The sequence below is a fragment of the Streptomyces sp. MBT53 genome (genome assembly GCF_016654115.1).
Taxonomy (GTDB): domain Bacteria; phylum Actinomycetota; class Actinomycetes; order Streptomycetales; family Streptomycetaceae; genus Streptomyces.
In genome coordinates this window covers 17,823-35,689 of the sequence record NZ_JAEQAZ010000068.1, presented here as the reverse complement: position 1 = coordinate 35,689, position 17,867 = coordinate 17,823, and the positions used below count along the sequence as shown (strand labels likewise).

The 17,867-nt window shown below is 70.8% G+C and carries 17 protein-coding genes; 11 read left to right on the top strand and 6 right to left on the bottom strand.

Annotated features, from left to right (window positions below):
- Positions 1-8 precede the first annotated feature (8 nt).
- From JHN45_RS24655 to JHN45_RS24620, 8 genes are all read left to right on the top strand, one after another.
- Positions 9-821 carry an acetoacetate decarboxylase family protein gene (locus JHN45_RS24655; protein ID WP_201050668.1) on the top strand — a complete coding sequence of 271 codons (813 nt, stop codon included), beginning with the start codon at positions 9-11 and terminating at the stop codon, positions 819-821.
- Between the two features lie 45 nt (positions 822-866).
- Positions 867-2,327: an aldehyde dehydrogenase gene (locus JHN45_RS24650; protein WP_200711447.1), complete on the top strand. Its 1,461-nt coding sequence runs from the start codon at positions 867-869 to the stop codon at positions 2,325-2,327.
- The gene (locus JHN45_RS24645; RefSeq protein ID WP_201050667.1) at positions 2,320-3,258 is read left to right on the top strand and encodes a 3,4-dihydroxyphenylacetate 2,3-dioxygenase; all 939 of its coding nucleotides are present in this window, start codon (positions 2,320-2,322) and stop codon (positions 3,256-3,258) included. The genes JHN45_RS24650 and JHN45_RS24645 overlap by 8 nt, the downstream gene beginning before the upstream one ends.
- 9 nt (positions 3,259-3,267) lie before the next feature.
- Positions 3,268-4,113, top strand: coding sequence for a fumarylacetoacetate hydrolase family protein (locus tag JHN45_RS24640; RefSeq protein WP_201050666.1), 846 nt, complete (start codon positions 3,268-3,270; stop codon positions 4,111-4,113).
- A 28-nt stretch (positions 4,114-4,141) separates the two neighbouring features.
- Positions 4,142-4,738: a TetR/AcrR family transcriptional regulator gene (locus JHN45_RS24635; RefSeq protein WP_200711450.1), complete on the top strand. Its 597-nt coding sequence runs from the start codon at positions 4,142-4,144 to the stop codon at positions 4,736-4,738.
- 160 nt (positions 4,739-4,898) lie between these two features.
- The gene (locus JHN45_RS24630; RefSeq protein WP_200711451.1) at positions 4,899-6,359 is read left to right on the top strand and encodes an APC family permease; all 1,461 of its coding nucleotides are present in this window, start codon (positions 4,899-4,901) and stop codon (positions 6,357-6,359) included.
- Positions 6,360-6,455: 96 nt separating this feature from the next.
- Positions 6,456-7,946, top strand: coding sequence for an aldehyde dehydrogenase (locus JHN45_RS24625; protein ID WP_201050665.1), 1,491 nt, complete (start codon positions 6,456-6,458; stop codon positions 7,944-7,946).
- Complete coding sequence (locus tag JHN45_RS24620) at positions 7,943-8,674, top strand: gamma-glutamyl-gamma-aminobutyrate hydrolase family protein (protein WP_307783180.1); 732 nt, start codon at positions 7,943-7,945, stop codon at positions 8,672-8,674. Before JHN45_RS24625 ends, JHN45_RS24620 begins: the two co-directional genes overlap by 4 nt.
- Positions 8,675-8,681: 7 nt before the next feature.
- On the opposite strand, the gene JHN45_RS24615 is transcribed toward JHN45_RS24620, so the two are convergent.
- Together JHN45_RS24615 and JHN45_RS24610 are read right to left on the bottom strand one after the other, a co-directional pair.
- Positions 8,682-9,254 carry a MarR family transcriptional regulator gene (locus tag JHN45_RS24615; RefSeq protein ID WP_200711453.1) on the bottom strand — a complete coding sequence of 191 codons (573 nt, stop codon included), beginning with the start codon at positions 9,252-9,254 and terminating at the stop codon, positions 8,682-8,684.
- A gap of 83 nt (positions 9,255-9,337) precedes the next feature.
- Positions 9,338-10,261 (bottom strand): LysR family transcriptional regulator, encoded by a 924-nt coding sequence (locus JHN45_RS24610; RefSeq protein ID WP_201050664.1) that lies wholly within the window; start codon positions 10,259-10,261, stop codon positions 9,338-9,340.
- A gap of 135 nt (positions 10,262-10,396) precedes the next feature.
- Between JHN45_RS24610 and JHN45_RS24605 the strand changes: the two genes are divergently transcribed.
- Both JHN45_RS24605 and JHN45_RS24600 read left to right on the top strand, forming a co-directional pair.
- Positions 10,397-11,200 (top strand): inositol monophosphatase family protein, encoded by an 804-nt coding sequence (locus JHN45_RS24605; RefSeq protein ID WP_201050663.1) that lies wholly within the window; start codon positions 10,397-10,399, stop codon positions 11,198-11,200.
- A 40-nt stretch (positions 11,201-11,240) separates the two neighbouring features.
- The gene (locus tag JHN45_RS24600; RefSeq protein WP_201050662.1) at positions 11,241-11,837 is read left to right on the top strand and encodes an NADPH-dependent F420 reductase; all 597 of its coding nucleotides are present in this window, start codon (positions 11,241-11,243) and stop codon (positions 11,835-11,837) included.
- A 20-nt stretch (positions 11,838-11,857) separates the two neighbouring features.
- On the opposite strand, the gene JHN45_RS24595 is transcribed toward JHN45_RS24600, so the two are convergent.
- The 3 genes from JHN45_RS24595 to JHN45_RS24585 form a co-directional block, all read right to left on the bottom strand.
- Positions 11,858-12,355 carry a pyridoxamine 5'-phosphate oxidase family protein gene (locus JHN45_RS24595; protein WP_201050661.1) on the bottom strand — a complete coding sequence of 166 codons (498 nt, stop codon included), beginning with the start codon at positions 12,353-12,355 and terminating at the stop codon, positions 11,858-11,860.
- Between the two features lie 92 nt (positions 12,356-12,447).
- Positions 12,448-13,812 carry an aminomethyltransferase family protein gene (locus JHN45_RS24590; protein WP_201050660.1) on the bottom strand — a complete coding sequence of 455 codons (1,365 nt, stop codon included), beginning with the start codon at positions 13,810-13,812 and terminating at the stop codon, positions 12,448-12,450.
- Positions 13,813-13,986: 174 nt separating this feature from the next.
- On the bottom strand, positions 13,987-14,229 hold the full coding sequence (locus tag JHN45_RS24585; RefSeq protein WP_234468225.1) for a hypothetical protein: 243 nt from the start codon (positions 14,227-14,229) through the stop codon (positions 13,987-13,989).
- 107 nt (positions 14,230-14,336) lie between these two features.
- On the opposite strand from JHN45_RS24585, the gene JHN45_RS24580 reads away from it, so the two are divergent.
- Complete coding sequence (locus JHN45_RS24580) at positions 14,337-17,387, top strand: tetratricopeptide repeat protein (protein WP_201050659.1); 3,051 nt, start codon at positions 14,337-14,339, stop codon at positions 17,385-17,387.
- Between the two features lie 55 nt (positions 17,388-17,442).
- Here the strand turns inward: JHN45_RS24580 and JHN45_RS24575 are convergent, their stop codons facing one another.
- Positions 17,443-17,814 carry a hypothetical protein gene (locus JHN45_RS24575; protein ID WP_200711460.1) on the bottom strand — a complete coding sequence of 124 codons (372 nt, stop codon included), beginning with the start codon at positions 17,812-17,814 and terminating at the stop codon, positions 17,443-17,445.
- Between the last annotated feature and the right edge of the window lie 53 nt (positions 17,815-17,867).

Below are 17,867 nucleotides of genomic sequence, written 5' to 3'. Positions count from 1 at the left end.
CCAACGTCATGGCCAGCGTCCGTGGTTACTTCCACCCCAAGACCGCGACCGGATCGTCGTCGCTGATCCCCGCGCCGCCCTGGCGCTACTCCGGCGACCTGCTCACCGTCGAGTACCGCACGGATCCCGCACGGGTACGTGAACTGCTCCCCGAGCCACTGGAGTTGGCGGACGAGGACCCGGGCGCGGTGGCACTGATCTGGGCCGACTGGCAGTCCTGCTCCCAGACGGGGGACGAACTGCTCGACCCCGTACTCGCCCAGTACAAGGAGGCGTTCGCGGTCGTGCGCTGCTCGTTCCGGGGCCGTACGTACTCGCGGTGCGTGTACATCTGGGTCGACAAGGACTTCGCGATCGCGCGCGGACTGCACCAGGGCTACCCGAAGAAGCTCGGCTCCATCCACCAGACCCGGCCGCATCCCTACGGCCCCGCGCCCCGCATAGAGGCGGGCGCCCGCTTCGGCGCGACCCTCGCCGCGGCCGACCGGCGGCTCGCCGAGACCGTCGTGACCCTGCGCGAACCCGCCGAGACGAACGGGTTCGTGAACGCCCACCCCATGGCCCACCACCGCTGGCTCCCCTCCATAGAGAAGGGCAAGGGCCTGGCACTCGACGAACTGATCGAGACGGGCGCGGCCGACTTCGAGGGCGGTCAACCGTGGGTCGGAGAAGCCGAGTTGGCGCTGTTCGAGGCACCCACGGAGGAGCTGTCCCGGCTGGAGGTCCACGAGCCGATCGCCGCGTACTACCGGCAGGTGGGGGTCGTCTGGGACGGCGGCCGACTGCTGGAGTCCGGCACGTCGGCGGCAACTGCCGACTAGTCCCCCGTGTCCGCCCGTCGCCCCTTCGCGTCAGGAGCCCTTCCCATGCCAGAGAAGATCATCGTCGCCGGAGTCCCCGTCGACACCCGGCACTTCATCGGCGGCCGACGCGTCGCCTCCCCCGACACCTTCGACGACGTCTCCCCCATCGACGGCCAACTCCTCGGCTCGATCGCCCGCGGCGGCCCCGCCGAGGCCGGGGCCGCGATCGCCGCCGCCCGGGAGGCGTTCCCCGCCTGGGCGGCCACTCCCCGCGCCGAGCGCGCCCGCATCCTGCACGCCGTCGCCGACGGCGTCGAGAAGCGCATCGAGGAACTCTCGGCCGTCGAGACCCACGACAACGGCGCCCTCCTCCGCTCGCACCGCCGGGGAGTCATGCCCCGCGTCGCGCACAACTTCCGTTTCTTCGCCGACTGGTTGCTCACCCTCGGCCACGAGGACTTCGAGACGCGCGGCCACACCAACCACGTCACCTGGGACCCGGCCGGCCCCTGCGTCCTGATCACGCCGTGGAACGCCCCTTTGATGCTGGCCACTTGGAAGGTCGCCCCGGCACTGGCGGCCGGAAACACCGTCGTCCTCAAGCCCGCCGAGTGGTCCCCGCTCACCGCCTCGCTGCTCGCCGACATCGCCACCGAGGCCGGAGTGCCCGCCGGTGTCCTCAATGTCGTCCAGGGCTACGGCGCGGAGATCGGCGACGCGCTCACCTCGCACCCGGACGTACGCCGGATCAGCTTCACCGGCTCGGTGCCCACGGCCACCCGGATCGCCGCGTCGGCCGCCGCCCACCTCACCCCGCTCAGCCTCGAACTCGGCGGCAAGTCACCGCTGTTGGTGTTCGCCGACGCGGACCTCGACCTCGCCGTGGACCTCGCCGTCGAGCAGTACGACAACGCCGGTCAGGTGTGCCTGGCCGCGACCCGCATCCTCGTCGAGGAGTCCGTCGCCGAGGAGTTCACGCGACGCTTCACGGAGAAGGCCTCGGCCCTGGTCCAGGGCGATCCGCGCGAGGAGGCCACCGACCTCGGACCCACCATCCACACCCGCCAGTTGGAGAAGATCGACGGCTTCGTGCAGCGGGCGCTCGCGGCCGGCGCCCGTGCCGTCATCGGCGGACACCGCAAGGACGGCCAGTACTACGCGCCGACCCTCCTGACCGACGTGGCCCAGGACTCGGAGATCGTGCAGGAGGAGGTCTTCGGACCGGTCCTGACCCTCCAGACCTTCGCCGACGAGGACGAAGCGGTCCACCTCGCCAACGACACCCGCTTCGGGCTGGCCGCCACCGTCGCCACCGGCGACCGTGAGCGCGCCGACCGCGTCACCGCGCGGCTGGTCGCGGGCACGGTCTGGGTCAACTGCTTCTTCGTGCGCGACCTCCAGGCGCCGTTCGGCGGCTCCCGCCTCTCCGGTGTCGGCCGCGAGGGCGGCACCTGGAGCTTCGACTTCTACTGCGACCTCAAGAACACCGTCACCGCCCCCAACGGATGGAACAACCATGGGTGAGATCGTCGGGGCCGGCCTGCTGGCCCATGTGCCCACCATCGTCCTGCCCGAGGCCGACCGCCTCGAACTCAACGAGGGCAAGGAGATCACCCTCGTCACCGGCCTCCGCCAACTCCGCCAGGACGTCTTCGACCGCGACGACTACGACACCGTCGTCGTCCTCGACTCCCACTGGGCGACGACCGTCGAGTTCGTCGTCACCGCCCAGCGGCGGCGGGCCGGACTCTTCACCTCCGAGGAGCTGCCGCGCGGCATGTGCAGGATGCCGTACGACTACCCCGGCGACCCCGAACTCGCCCACAACATCGCCGAGTTCGCCGACCGGCACGGCACCTGGATCACCCCGATCGAGGACGACTGCCTCCCCGTGTACTACGCCACGATCAACCTGTGGAAGTTCCTAGGCGAGGGGCTGCCGGACAAGCGGTGGGTCACCATCGGCGTCTGCCAGACCGGCGACATGGAGGACCATCTGCGCCTGGGCCGCGCGCTCGCCGACGGCATCGCGGCGACCCCCGGCCGCCGGGTCCTGGTCATCGCCTCCGGTGCCCTCTCGCACACCTTCTGGCCGTTGCGCGAGATCCGCGACCACGAGGCCAGCGACCCCGTGCACATCCGTACGCCCGAGGCACGCGAGGCGGACTACGAGCGGATCGGCTGGTTCAAGGAGGGCCGGCACGACAAGGTCCTCGACACGATGGACGAGTTCTGGAAGTACAAGCCCGAGGCGAAGTTCTTCCACTACCTGATGCTGGCCGGCGCGCTGGGCGAACAGGCCTGTACGGCCAGGGCCCGCCAGTACGGCGAGTACGAGAACTCCGTCGGCACCGGCCAGGTCCACCTCTGGTTCGACCGCCCGGCTACCGGCTGGACGGGCGACGACCTGCCCGTACCCGCCACCTCACCCCGCACCCCGCACAGCCGCCCCTAGGAGAGCGCCATGCCCGAGTACCGCCGCATTCTGCTGGACGGCGCCACCGTCGAGGTCACCGTCGACGGGGACGAACTCGTCGCCGGGGACGGCCGCCGCGTCAAGACCGACGAGGCGCTGCACCTGCCCCCGGTCGTGCCGTCCAAGGTGATCGCCGTCCACCTCAACCACCGCAGCCGGGTGGACGAGTTCCGGATCCAACTGCCCGACACGCCCACGTACTTCCACAAACCGACCTCCTCCCTGAACTCCCACAAGGGCGCGATCGTCCGCCCCGACGGCTGCAAGTGGCTCAACTACGAGGGCGAGGTCGCCATCGTCATCGGGAGGACCGCGCGGAACGTCTCCCCCGCCGAGGCGGGCGAGTACATCGCGGGCTACACCGTCGCCAACGACTACGGCCTGCACGACTTCCGCGACACCGACGCCGGCTCCATGCTGCGCGTCAAGGGCTCCGACACCCTCTGCCCGCTCGGCCCCGGCCTGGTCACCGACTGGGACTTCCACGGCAAACGACTGCGGACCTACGTCAACGGCGAGGTGGTGCAGGACGGTTCGACCGACGAGATGAAGTGGGACATGCACTATCTCGTCGCGGACATCGCCCGCACCATCACCCTGTACCCCGGCGACGTGCTGCTGTCCGGCACACCCGCCAACTCCCGTCCCGTGCAACCCGGTGACGTGGTCGAGGTCGAGGTCGAGGGGCTGGGCAGGCTCACCAACCACGTCGTCACCGGACCCGCCGCCATCCGCACCGATGTCGGCGCCCAACCCACCGAATCCGAGGAAGTACTGTCCACCGCGCTCGGCGGCGACTGGGAGTTCCGTGGCGTTCGTCCACCGCGCCGCTGAGGGCGACGGCGCGGGTAGGGTCGCCTGCATGACCGAGCCCGCCGACCGCCCCCGCAAGCGCGTCACCTACGGCGCGGGCCGCGAGGCCCTGCTGGACGCCGCGGTGCGCGTGGTGGCGCGCGGCGGACTGCGCAGGCTCACCTACCGCGCCGTCGCGGAGGAGGCGGGGGTCACACACGGGCTCGTGGTGCACCACTTCGGCACGCGCGACGCGCTGATCGAGGAGGCGCTCACCCACGCGATCCGCTCCTCCCTCAGCAGCAGCGACCTCGAACCCGGCACCGGGAAGCCCGAGGACTTCTCGCTCGGCCTGACCGAGATGGTGGACTCGGGGCCGGACCTCCAGGCCTTCCAGTACGAACTGCTCCTGGAGTCCCGGCGCAGGCCGGAGCTGCTGTCCCACCTCCGCGCGCTCTACGACGAGTACTTCGCCGCCACCCGTCGCGAGCTGACCCAGATGCTGCCGGGACCGGTCGACGAAGGCCTGTCCCGGATGGTGTTCGCCACCCTGGAGGGCCTGGTCCTGCACCAGCTCGTCTTCGGTGAGCGCGAGGTCATCGAGGACGCCCTCGACGAGCTGCGGAACGTCCTGCGGCTGCTCGCGCGGGAGCGCGACGGGAGCTGACCTCCCGCCCCTTCTCCACCGCTGATCACGGCCTCGTAGGAAATCCGCGTCGGTCGCGGATTCTCCGTGCCACCCCCTTGCCAAACGGATAGTTCCGCCCCACCATGAGGCAACTCGTTTGGCCTGAAACGACCATCCCCTTAACTGGCAGGTGATCCGAGTGGACAGTCAGGCGGTCGCATCCCAGCGGTCCGTGCGGGACGAACCCACGGCAGGCACGCTCAAACCCAACGCGCTCGGCGTGCTGGGCATCCTCTTCCTCGTTCTGTCCGCCCAGGCGCCGCTCACCGGCATCGCCGGAGCGGTCCCGATCTCCGTCGGTATCGGCAACGGTCCCGGCACCGCCGGCGCCTACGTCCTGGTCGGCGTGGTGACCCTGCTCTTCTCGGTCGGCTTCGTCACCATGGGCCGGCACGTCGTCGACGCGGGCGCCTTCTACACCTACATCGGCACCGGGCTCGGCCGCACCACCGGCGCCGGCAGCGCGGGCGTGGCGCTCTTCGCGTACTGCGCCATCCAGGCCGCCATGTACGGGCTGTACGGCTCCATCGTCAGCGGCCTGGTCGACGCCCACACGGGACTGAACCTGCCGTGGTGGGTGTGGTCGCTGGCGACCATGGCCGTCGTGCAGATCCTGGGCGCCACCGGCATCGACATGGGCGCCAAGCTGCTGGCCGTGTTCGTCCTGGCGGAGTTCAGCATCCTGCTGGTCTTCAGCCTCGTCACCCTCTTCAAGGGCGGCGGCCCGGAGGGCCTCGGCTTCACCGAGACGTTCTCACCGAGCGCCGTGACCCAGGGCGCGCCGGGCGTGGCCGTGATGTTCGCCGTCGCGTCCATGTTCGGCTTCGAGGCCACCGCGATCTACGGCGAGGAGGCGCGCGAGCCGAAGAAGACCGTCCCCCGCGCCACCTACCTGGCGGTCGTCGTGGTCGTCGGCTTCTTCGCCCTGACCTCCTGGATGCTGGTCGCCGCGTACGGGCCCTCCAAGGCGGTCGCGGCGGCGGGCAAGGCGCTGGCGAGCGGGGACTCCACGGCGTTCGTCTTCGCCCCGATCGCCGCGCAGTTCGGCGGCTGGGTCAACGACGTGCTGCCCGTCCTGCTGGCCACCTCCCTCTTCGCCGGGCTGCTCACCTTCCACAACTCCGCGAACCGCTATCTCTTCTCGCTCGGCCGCGACGGGCTGCTGCCCCGCCGCCTGTGCACCCTCAACAGCCGCCATGCGCCCTGGACGGCCGGCTGTGTGCAGACGCTCGTCGCGGTGGCCCTGGTGGTGCCGTTCGCGCTCGCGGGCAAGGACCCGGTGCTGACGCTCTTCTCCTGGTTCAGCGGGGTCGCCGTCCTGGCGATGATGCTCCTGTACCTGCTGACCTCGGTCTCCGTGGTGGTCTTCTTCCGCCGCGAGCGCCTGGAGGTGCGGCTGTGGAACACCCTGATCGCCCCGGTCCTGGCCACGATCGCGGTCGCCGGTGCCGTCTGGCTCATCCTCGCCAACTTCACCACCCTCATCGGCGGCGACAGCACCACAGCTCTCTGGCTCGCCCTGTCGGTCCCGGTCGTCATGGCACTGAGCATCGTGACCGCACGGCTGAGCCGCCGCGGGCCCTCGACCGCCGACAGCTGACCGGCTCCCCTCCTCCGGTGCGCGTCCGACGGCACGGGCGCGCACCCGGGAGACGCACCCCGCTCTCCCCCACCTGCTGACGAAGTGGAGTTCCCCATGCCGGCCGTCACCCATGACGAATGGCTCCGTCGCGCCAAGGACTTCCAGGTCTACGGCGCCCACCACATCGACGGTCGCGACGAACCCGGAGTCGGCGGCACCTTCCGGGTCGTCTCCCCCCGCGACGGCCAGGTGGTCGCCGAGGTCGCCGACGGCGGGCCCGCCGAGGTGGCCGCGGCCGTGGCCGCCGCCCGGCGCGCCTTCGACTCCGGCCCGTGGCCGCGCCTGGCCCCCGCCGAACGCGGCCGGGTCCTGCTCCGGCTCGCCGAACTCCTCGAAGAACAGCGGGAGTCGCTCGCCCTCGCGGTGACCCTGGAGATGGGCAAGCCGGTGACGGACGCCCACGACATCGAGCTGCGCGCGGCGATCAACACCTTCCGCTGGTACGGGCAGTTGGCCGACAAACTGACGGACGAGTCCCCGCACACGGCACCGGACGCGCTCGCTCTCGTCACCCGCGAACCCAGCGGTGTCGTGGGAGCCGTCGTCCCGTGGAACTTCCCGCTGACGCTGGCGAGTTGGAAGGTGGCCCCGGCCCTCGCGGCCGGCTGCACGGTCGTACTGAAGCCGTCCGAGAACTCGCCGCTGTCCGCCCTGCTGCTGGGCCGACTCGGCACCGAGGCCGGGTTGCCGCCGGGCGTCCTGAACGTGGTCACCGGCGACGGTCCAACTGCCGGTCGGGCGCTGGGACTTCACCCCGACGTCGACGTGCTCGCCTTCACCGGCTCCACCGCCGTCGGCCGCCATTTCCTGCGCTACTCCGCCGACTCCAACCTCAAGCGGGTCTGGCTGGAGCTGGGCGGGAAGTCGCCCAACATCGTCCTCCCGGACGCCCCCGACCTCGAGAAGGCGGCCGCCACCGCCGCCTGGGGCATCTTCTTCAACCAGGGCGAGATGTGCACCGCCCCGTCCCGGCTGCTCGTGCACTCCTCCGTCGCCGAGCAGGTGACCGAGGCCGTCGTCGCACGAGCCCGGGAACTGCGGGTGGGCGATCCCCTGGACCCGGCGACCGAGATGGGCGCACTGGTCGGCGAAGGGCATCTGGAGCGCGTACTGGGCCATGTGCGGCGCGGTGTCGACGAGGGTGCCCGGCTGCGTACGGGAGGCGCGCGCACCCGTACCGACAGCGGCGGCAGCTTCGTCGAGCCGACCGTGTTCGACCGGGTCGAGGTCGGCGCCGGGCTGGCCCGCGAGGAGATCTTCGGCCCCGTCCTGTCCGTCATCTCCTTCAACACCCTTGAGGAAGCGGTGGAGTTGGCCAACGCCACCGAGTACGGCCTGGCCGCCGGGCTGTGGACCTCGGACCTGAGCACCGCTCACCGGGTCTCCCGCGCTCTCAAGGCGGGCACGGTGTGGGTGAACTGCTACGAGGAGGGCGATCTGACCGTGCCCTTCGGCGGGATGAAGCAGTCGGGCAACGGGCGCGACAAGTCGGCCCACGCGCTGGAGAAATACACCGAGCTCAAGACGACCTGGATCCAGCTGTGACCGTCCCGCCGCGCCCGCTGATCGCCCTGCCCGCCCGCTTCTCCGCCACCACCTCGGCGCTGCGGTACGCGGCCGAGGTCACCGCCCGGGCCCTGGTCGAGGCGGTGTGGCGGGCGGGCGGCGAACCCGCGACGATCCACCCGTACGCCCCCGACGGCACGGCCGACCCTGCGGAGGTCGCCGCCCGCCTCGCCCGGTTCGACGGGGTGCTGCTGCCCGGCGGCGGGGACCTCGCGCCGTACCGATACGGAGCGGGCGCGACCCACCAGAGCGTGTACGACGTCGACGACCAGCAGGACGGCTTCGACCTCGAAGTCGCCCGGCAGGCACTGGAGTCGGGCCTGCCCCTGCTGGCCGTGTGCCGCGGACTCCAGGTCGTCAACGTGGCTCTCGGCGGCACGCTGGAGCAGGACATGGGTGGCCCGGACCGCGAACACCGGCACGTCGTACACCCGGTGGCCGTGGAGCCGGGGTCGCTCCTCGCGCGGGCGACGGGGGCGGAGAAGGTGGACGCGTCCTGCTACCACCACCAGCGCGTCGACCGCCTGGGCAGCGGACTGCGCGTGACCGCGCGGGCCGCCGACGGCACCGTCGAGGGGCTCGAACTCCCCGGCGCGCGCGGCTGGTTCACGGCCGTGCAGTGGCATCCCGAGGACACCGCGCGCGAACAGGCGGCACAGCAGGGCCTGTTCGACAGCCTCGTACGGGCTGCTCGGGGGACCCGCTGAGACGCACTCAGGCCCTGGGCCGGCGCCCGCTGCGGCGAGGTGCCGGCTCGGCGCCGTCCAGCAGGGACTGCCGGCGCTCCTCGCCGTGGTCCTCCACCTGGAGCACGACACGGCGCAGCATGTCCGCGAGGCTGCGGCACTCGTCGTCGGTGAGCTGCCCGGTGACGAACGCCTCCTCCTCGTTGAACTCGGGGAACAGTCGCCGCATCAGCTGCTCGCCCTCGTCCGTGAGGCTGAGCAGGACCAGCCTTCCGTCCGTCGGATGACCGGCCCGCCTGAGCAGGCCGCGCGACTCCAGCGTGCGGGCCACCCCCGTCAGCGTCCCCTTGGAGATCCCCGCCTCCTCCGCGACATGCCGGGTCTCCGACTCGTCCCAGACCCAGACGACCCACAGGACGACGAAGGCGGTCCAGGTCAGGTCGGAGCCCCGCAGCACGGAGTTCTCCAGATGCTGGCGCACCGCCGCCGCGGCCCGGTGGATGTTGGCGACCGCCGCCATCTGTTCCCGGCGTATCGGGAAACCACCGAGCCTCTGTGCGGCGAGTTTCTCGGCTTCGGTGATGGATCGATGGCCGGGCACGGGCGCTCCCTCTGTCTCTCGCTGACACTGGTCGTTCGGGATCAAATTGTACGGAGCCCCGCGGTGCCTCGCGTCATCGGTTGTCACGGTGCCGTGCGGCTCGGCCCGCTCATCGCACCGGTCAGCGCGGCCCTGGCCAGGTCTCGCAGCCAGACGTGTGCGGGATCGGTGTCGTAGCGCTGATGCCATGACAGGTACACCGGGGCCGGCGGAAGGTCGAGCGGGAGCGGCAGCAGGACCAGACCGAGATCCGCGGCGGCCGAACGCGCCGTGGATTCCGGGGCGGTGACGACGAGATCGGAGCCCCGCACGAACTCGAAGGCAGCTCTCTCCGTGGGCGCGGTCGCCACCACGTGTCGGGTGAGGTCGAGCCGCGCGAGAGCGTCGTCGAGGACGTTTCCGAGCCTTCCGCGCCGAGAGACGGTGACGTGCTCCGCCGCGGCGTACCGCGCGGCGCCGACAGCCTTGAGGCGAGTGAGCGGGTGCCCCCGCCGTACGACGACGACATGACGGGTCTCGGCCACCCGCTCGGCGCGGATCTCGGGTGCGGCCGGGCCGTCGGCGTTCGCGGCGAGGTCGACCTCACCACGCCTCAACTCCGGTGTGTCGATGCTCGATTCCGCGATGAAGCGCAGACGCACGCCGGGTGCCTGCTCGCGCACGGCGGCCAGCAGCGTGGGCCCGCCGAGGGCGACCAGCGCGTCGTGCCAGCGGAGCGTGAAGGTGCGTTCGAGGGTCGCGAGGTCGAGTTCACGGCTCGGCGCCAGCACTCCCCGGACCTGCTGGAGCAGGTCGTGCACCTGTTCCCGCACGGCGATCGCGTACGGCGTCGGGGTCATCGTGCGCCCTGTGCGCACCAGGATCTGATCGCCCGTCGTACGCCGGATCCGGCCGAGGCTGCGGCTCATCGCGGGGGCCGTGACATGCAGGCGGTCGGCGGCGCCCGCCACGCTGCCCTCCTCCAGGAGGGCGTCGAGCGCGGCGAGCAGGTTCAGATCCAATTGCATGGGAGTCATCTTAGCCGTGCTTCACATGCACTTGCTGTTAATGATGCCCTCTCCTACCGTCGAGACACGGGCACCGACACAACCGGTTCTCGCCCGGTAGACCCCGATCTCCGCCGTTCAGTTGGGAGCACCGCCATGCCTGAATCCATGCCGAACACCGACGCCGACCTGCTCGCACAGACCGCGCTCGCCGTACGCGCGGCCGGGGCGGCTCTGCGGGAGCGCTTCGGTGACGTGGTCCCCTACAAGACCCTCGACGAGCTGATGCACGCGCTCGCCGCCAACGACGAAGCGGTCCTCGACATCCTGCGCCCCCGCCTCACCGCCCTGCGCCCGGACGCCCGTTGGGTGGAGGAGGAGCTGGAGGGCGGCGCCCTCCCGGACGGCGAATGGTGGGTGGTCGACCCCGCCGAAGGGAACGTCAACCACCTGCACGGACTTCCCGAGTGGGCGGTGACCGCCACCCTGGTCCGCGACAACCAGCCGGTTCTCACCGTCGTCCATCTGCCGCTGGCCGGCGAGACGTACACCGCGCTCACGGGCGCCGGCGCTCACCTCGACGGCCAGGCGCTGCACGTGTCGCGGACCCCGGAGCTCGGTCTGGCCATCGTGGCCACGAGCCAGGCCAGGCCGGACGAGGACGAGAAGGTCGTGCGGCGCGTCGGCTCCTCGATCACCGAGATGCTCCTCGACGCGCTCGTGGTGCGGACCGCCGTTCCCGCCACCCTGCATCTGGTGAACGTGGCGGCCGGCCGGACAGACGCCTTCTGGCAGTTCGCCGGAGCCCGCGCGGACATGCTTCCCGGGGCGCTGCTGGTCACCGAGGCCGGCGGACGGATCACCGACGTCGAGGGCCGTCCCTGGACTCCGGCGAGCGAGAGTTTCCTGGCCGCGGCACCCGGTGTGCACGCGGACGCGGTGGCAACGCTCACCCGCTGACCACTGACCAAACCCCCATCACCGAGAGGAACAGTTCAGCATGAGTGACATCACGATTCTCGGCGGCGGTCGGGTCGGCGGCGGCCTGGCGACCGCCCTGACCCGGGCCGGACACAAGGTGACCGTGGCGACCCGCGCCCCGGACGCCGCCGCCGACGCCATCCGAACCGCGAGCATCGTCATCAACGCCACACCGGGCGCCGGTTCGCTGGAACGACTCACCGCACTGCGCACGGAGTTGCGGGGCAAGATCCTCGTCGACGTCACCAACGCCACCGTCGACGGACCCGACGGACTGCCCGCCGACCTGCTCTACCCCGGATCGAGCCTCGCGGAGCGACTCCAAGAAGCACTGCCCGAGACGCACGTCGTCAAGACGCTCAACACGATGCTGCACACGGTGATGACCGCGCCCGCCGCACTCGCCCAGACGCCCACCGCGTTCCTGTCCGGCACGGACCCGGAGGCCAAGCAGGTAGTCCGCGGGCTTCTCCTGGACCTCGGCTGGCGCCAGGAGTGGATCACGGACCTCGGCGGGATCGAGACCGCCCGGGCTGTCGAGGCGGCGATCCTGTTCGTACCGCACGTGATCCGGTCCGGCGGATTCGCGCCCTTCGCGATCTCGATCGCCCGCTGATCCACGCCCGCCCGCGTCGATCAGACCTGCTCGCGCTCCGCCCGCTGCTTCACCAACTCCTCGACCGCGCTCGGCAGGGTCGTCTCGAAGTCGATCAGCTTCACCCACGTCGGCGTCACCACGATCCGGACCATGCCGTCGTAGAGGGAGCGGACCTCGGCCTCCCACTCGACCCGCTGTTCGGGTGTCATCTCGTACGAGCCGTTGATCTGGAGGTACTCCTCCGGGATGCCGTCCACCACATCCAGCTCGGCCCGACCGCGGATCAGCAGGATCTTGGGCGGATGCACCTCGGTGTCGATCGTCAGCGCGACCGTCGGGTTCGCCCGCAGTGCCGGAAGCTTCGGGGCGTTCTTCGTCGTACACATGACGATCTCCGAGCCGTTCCAGGTGAACGCGATCGGGACGTTCCGGGGCGTGCCGTCCTTGGCCACGTACGCCAGCCGGACCACATCACGTGCCAGCAGCTCCCGGCTGATCGGCCGCTCCAGAATCTCGGTGATCTCACTCGCTCGCATGACCGTCCTCCAGAGAAGTTGTCGCCATCCACCCCAGGGACGGAGCCGGCGCAGCGTTCTCGACATCCGCCGGCCCCCGACTTCACGCTAATTCACCCGGGATCGGTGACGTCGGTGCGCCGGTTGTCCGGCTTGAAGGGCAGCGCCGTGACCGTCGCGCGGATCTCCCGCTGCGGGGTACCCGGGCGGCCCCACAGGACGACGACCTCGGTGCCGGGTGTCGCGTGCGCGGGGTCGAGCACACAGAGGGAGATCATCGCCCGCAGGGTCGGGCTCACCGTCCGCCCCGTGGCGACACCCACCGGCTCGCCCGACATCAGAACCTGGTCGAAGTGGGGGCCGCGTCCGCGCGGCAGCTCCATCTGGTCCGGCGGCTCGGCCTCGCCCAGGAGCGAGGTGAGGATGCCGGCGACGTCCTGTCCGTTCCAGCGCAGACCCACCAACTGCCTTGTGGGTACGCCGCTTTCGGCATCCCTGACGAGTGCGTCCCGGCCGATGAAGTCGCGGTCGGGGACGCCCTTGCGGAAACCCCAGCCGAGTTCGCCCGGCTTGCGGAAGTAGTCGGTCACCCCACCGGTCGGGACGAAACTGCCGGTCGGCTCGCCCTTGCGGAACTGCCTCGGCGCACCCGGCGTGAGGATCGACGCCGGCAGATAGTCCAGCCCGTTGGTCGCGATCCCGGCCTCGATGTGCTGAACAGGCTGGGCCCGGAAGCCGAGTTGACGCATGCCGACGTCCTGCCCGCTCGCCACGACCGCCGCCCAGATGTCGTTGGCGTGCGCGGTCGGCCCGTGCAGTTCGTATCCGAGTTCACCCGAGATCCCGGTGCGCAGGACCCGTACCGGGACGCCGTCGACCGTGGACATACGGCTGCGGCTGAAGGCGATGTCGCCGAGGTCGTCCCCCGTCAGCTTCTCCAGCGCGGCGAGGGATGCCGGGCCCTGGACGCCGAAGATGAACACGTCGGGGCTGATGTCGGTGGCCGCCGCGTCCCAACTGCCCTGACTCAGCTGCCACAACAGCCAGTCGCAGCTGCCCGCGGTGTAGACGAACTCGTCGGGTCCGAGCCGGCACAGCACGCCCTCGGAGGCGACCCAGCCGTTCTCGTCGAGCTGCACATGGTGCTTGATCTGCCCGACCTCGAAACGGGAGAGGTCCCGCATCCCCAGCCGGCTCAGGAACGCGAGTGCCTGCGGGCCGTGCACCTTGACCTTGTGCAGCGAGGTCCAGTCGCCGACGTAGCACGAGCCGACATGGGCGGCGCTCTCCTCGACCCAGTCCGTGTACTGCTCGGGAAGCAGGAGCTGCGCGAAGCGGCCGTAGGTGCCCCGCGTGTTGCCCACGTCCTGGGCCGCGGCGGCCGGGCTGAACATCGCCGGGCGCTCGGTGATGAACGGCGCGTCGTTCAGCCGGAGGACCGCTTCGTAGGTGCTGCGCTGTTGTGAGACAGGGTCCATTTCACTCTCCGTCGAGTGGCCGTCGTCCGGGGTGCCATGCAGGGCGCCACCCCGAAGCTAGATCGATTAAGTCGGACGGTAACAGGCGATTCCCGGCGAGGCGAGAGCCATGACGCGCTGTTGATCGGTCGCGCGGCGCAAGCAATGCGGAACCTCTGTGCGGTACCGGGTCGGTCAGGATCTGTGGGGCCCGCGCCGTCGTACGGGCAGCCGCAGCAGGTCCGCGCCCAGGACCATCGGTCCGCCGAAGTCGGCCCGGCGTGCGCTGTCGCGGAGGAGGCGGCGCCAGCTCGCGTCGGGGACCACTGTCTGCCGGCCCGGGCCGAGGTGGGTGGCGAGCAGGTTTCCCGCGTTGCCGACCGGCGGGAACGGCCGAGCCCTCGCCCCAAGTTGGCGTTCCGTCACGTTCTGTCGCATCGTCAATGTCCCGTGCGTGTACGGCAGTTGGGTCGGACTGTCTCCCTGACGACCCACCATGTGAGGATCTAGGATCCGTCTTGCGAAAATCTTGTGATGGAGGGTTGTTGAAGCTCCTTCTGCTCGGGCCGATGCATCTGCGCGTCGCGCACAGCGAGCGTGATCCGGGACAGCCGCGCAGGCGGGTGATCCTGGCCGCGCTGGCGGCCGACGCCGGACGGCCCGTGGCTGTCGAAACGCTCATCGACCGGCTCTGGGACGGCGATCCGCCCAGCGGCGCGCGCTCGGTGGTCTACTCCCATGTCAGCCGTCTGCGGCGGCTGTTGGACGATGCCGCGGCCGAGGAGAGCGGCATAGGGGCGCGCAACCCGTCGATCCACATCGAGAAGGTGTCCGGCGGTTACCGGCTGAACGCGGACGACGACGCCGTCGACCTGATCCAGTTCCGCCGGCTCGTGGCCCAGGGGCGAAAGCCGGCGTACTCCGACACAGAACGTGCGGAGTTCCTCGAACAGGCGCTGCGTCTGTGGCAGGGCCCCGCGCTGGCGGGACTGCCCGGAGCCTGGGCGGAGCGCGTCCGGGCGGCCTGGGGGCAGGAACGGATCGAGGCGGCATGCGCCTGGGCACAGGGCTCGCTGCGGCAGGGCGGTTCGGACAGCGTGCCGGAGCTGTTGCGGCCCCTGCTGGCCGAACATCCGCTGTCCGAGCCGCTGGCCATGCTGTTGATGCGCGCGTTGGCGGCCACCGGCTCAAGTACGGACGCGCTGCACGTCTACACCAGGATTCGCGCGCAGCTGGCCGACGAGCTGGGCCTGGCGCCCGGACCCGAACTGCGTTCGGTGTACGAGGAGTTGACCACCGACACACCGACAAGGCCGCGGCCGGTCGCTGCACCGGCCGCAGCTCCCGTTCCGGCCCAACTGCCCATGGACATAAGGCCCTTCACCGGACGGGACGACCAACTCTCCGCCCTGACCCGGGTCCTGCTCGACGAAGGCGGCGCCGCGGGCGACACCGAAGCGACCGTCTCCGCCGTCGTGGGCACCGCGGGCGTCGGCAAGACCGCGCTCGCGGTGCACTGGGCGCACCGGTCGCGGGAGGCCTTTCCCGACGGGCAGCTGTATGTCGACCTCAGGGGGTACGACCCGCACCAGCCGGTCTCCGCCGCCCAGGCGCTGACCGGCTTCCTGACCGCCCTCGGTGTGCCCCGGCCGGAGATCCCGCTGCGGCTGGAGGACCGGGCGGCGCGCTATCGCACCGCCCTCGACGGACGCCGGCTGCTGGTGATCCTCGACAACGCCGCCTCCACCGCCCAGGTCAGGCATCTGCTGCCGGGCAACCCCCGCTGCCGCGTGCTGATCACCAGCCGGGACTCGCTGAGCGGGCTCGTGGCGGTGCACGGGGCACACCCCGTGGTGCTCGACGCGCTCTCCCGTTCCGATGCCCTCAAGCTGCTGCGGGCGCTGATCGGTGAACGACTGGAAGCGGAGCGCCCCGCCGCCACGGATCTGGCGGAGCAGTGCGCGCGGCTGCCGCTGGCCCTCAGGGTGGCGGCGCAGTTGGTCCTGTCCAGGCCCACCGAGACGCTGGCCCGTCTGGTGGCCGAACTCGCTGACCACCAAAGGCGGTTGGACCTGTTGGACCTGGGAGACGATCCCCGCGCCGCCGTCCGCGCCGTCTTCTCCTGGTCCTACGCCCGCCTCGCCGACCTGCCCGCCCGCCTCTTCAGGCTCCTCGGACTGCACCCCGGACCCGACATCGACGCCCACTCGGCCGCCGCACTGGCCGACGAGCCCGTGGACACCGTACGGCAGGCCCTCGACGTGCTGGCCCGGGCGCACCTGCTCAACCGCACCGCGGCCGGCCGGTACGCCATGCACGACCTGCTGCGGGCCTACGCCGCAGATCTCACCGCCCGGCACGACACGCCGGCCGAACACCGGGCCGCCCTCACCCGCCTGCTCGACCACTGCCTCGCCACATCCGCGGCCGCCATGGACCTCCTCTACCCCGCCGAACGCCACCTGCGCCCCGCCAGCGAGCACCCCGGCACCGGACTGCCACCACTGCGGACCCCGGAGGAGGCGCGCGCCTGGCTGACCGCCACGCAACCCACCCTCGTAGCGCTGTGCTCCCGTACCGAGGAGCCGGGACCTACCGACCACACGGTGCGCATCGCCACCACGTTGCACCGCCACTACGAGCGCTCAGGGCACTACACGGACGCCCTCACCATCCACACCCACGCTCTACGAGCCGCCCGGTCGGCCGGCGACACGCGCGGCGAAGTGGACGTCCTCGCCTGCCTGGGCGCCGTCCACCGGCGGCTCGGCGACTACGACAGCGCGCGCCGGCTCCACGACACCGCTCTCGCCCTGTGCCGCACCACCGACCATCCGGCCGGAGAAGCACGGCACTTGACGAACCTGGGTGTCCTGCTCGAATTGCGCGGACGCTACCGGGAGGCCGCCGAACACCACGAGCAGGCGGTGGCGCTCTTCCGCTCGGCCGGTGACGCCCACGGCGAAGCGGACGTCCTCAACAACCTCGGCATTGTGCTGGAGTTGCTGGAGGACTTCACCGCATCGGCCGAACGCTACGAGCAGGCCCTTGAGTTGTACCGGGCCGCGCACCACCCCTTCGGGGAGGCCAGTGCCCTCGGCAACCTCGGCATCCTCACGGCGCGGCAGGGCGACCACACGGCGGCAGCAGGCTACTTCGAGCGGGCCCTGACACTGTTCCGGCGGCTGACCAACCCCGCCGGAACCGGACACGCACTGTCCAACCTGGGCAACGCGCTCAGCGCTCTGGGCCGCCATCGGGAAGCAGCCGAGCACCAGCGAGAAGCCCTGAGAACGTTCCGCGACATCGGCGAACGCTACGGCGAGACCGGCGCCCTCAACGGACTCGGCGAAGCGCTCAACGGACTCGGACAGGGCACCGAGGCGCTCGAGGCGCACGCCCAGGCGCTGGATGTCGCCCTTGAGATCGAGGAACAGGAAGAACAGGCCCGCGCCCACCTCGGAACAGCCGCCGTCCTCCGGGACAACGGCCGGCCGGAGAAGGTCGCCGACCATCTGTCCAAGGCCCTCGACCTCTACACCGCGCTCAACTCCCCACGCGCCCAGGACATCCGCAAGATGCTCGACGTGCGGTGACCCGCCGACCGTGCCGGGCCACCGCATGCACGAGCCTGCCCGCCGACGAAACGGGTCAGAGCTTGACGGCGGCGGAGCAGTTCCCGATTCCCGTCCGGCAGATACGGACGGACCACAACGAGCGTGCTCCCGTCACGTACTGATCGGCGGACGTACAGACCATGTCTCCGTACCACCGCCAACTGGTGTCGTCCGTGTCCTTCACCTGGAAGCGAGCGCAGTGGCCGTCGGTGAGCGGGTCATGGGCGTGGAGCGACCAGTCCCCGTTCCCGACATAGGTGACGGAACCCGCGGCGCCGGTCGTGCTCAAGTCGTAGGTCAGCGCCTGGGCAGGAACAGCCGAGAAACCGATGAGGGCGGCGGAGGCCGATACGGCGACCACGGCCAGCCTTTTCGGCAGCGAAGCCCGCGTTCTGAAATTCACCATGCATCCCCTTCTTCACTGGGTACGTCGCTCCGACTCCCGGACGACCGCTCGAC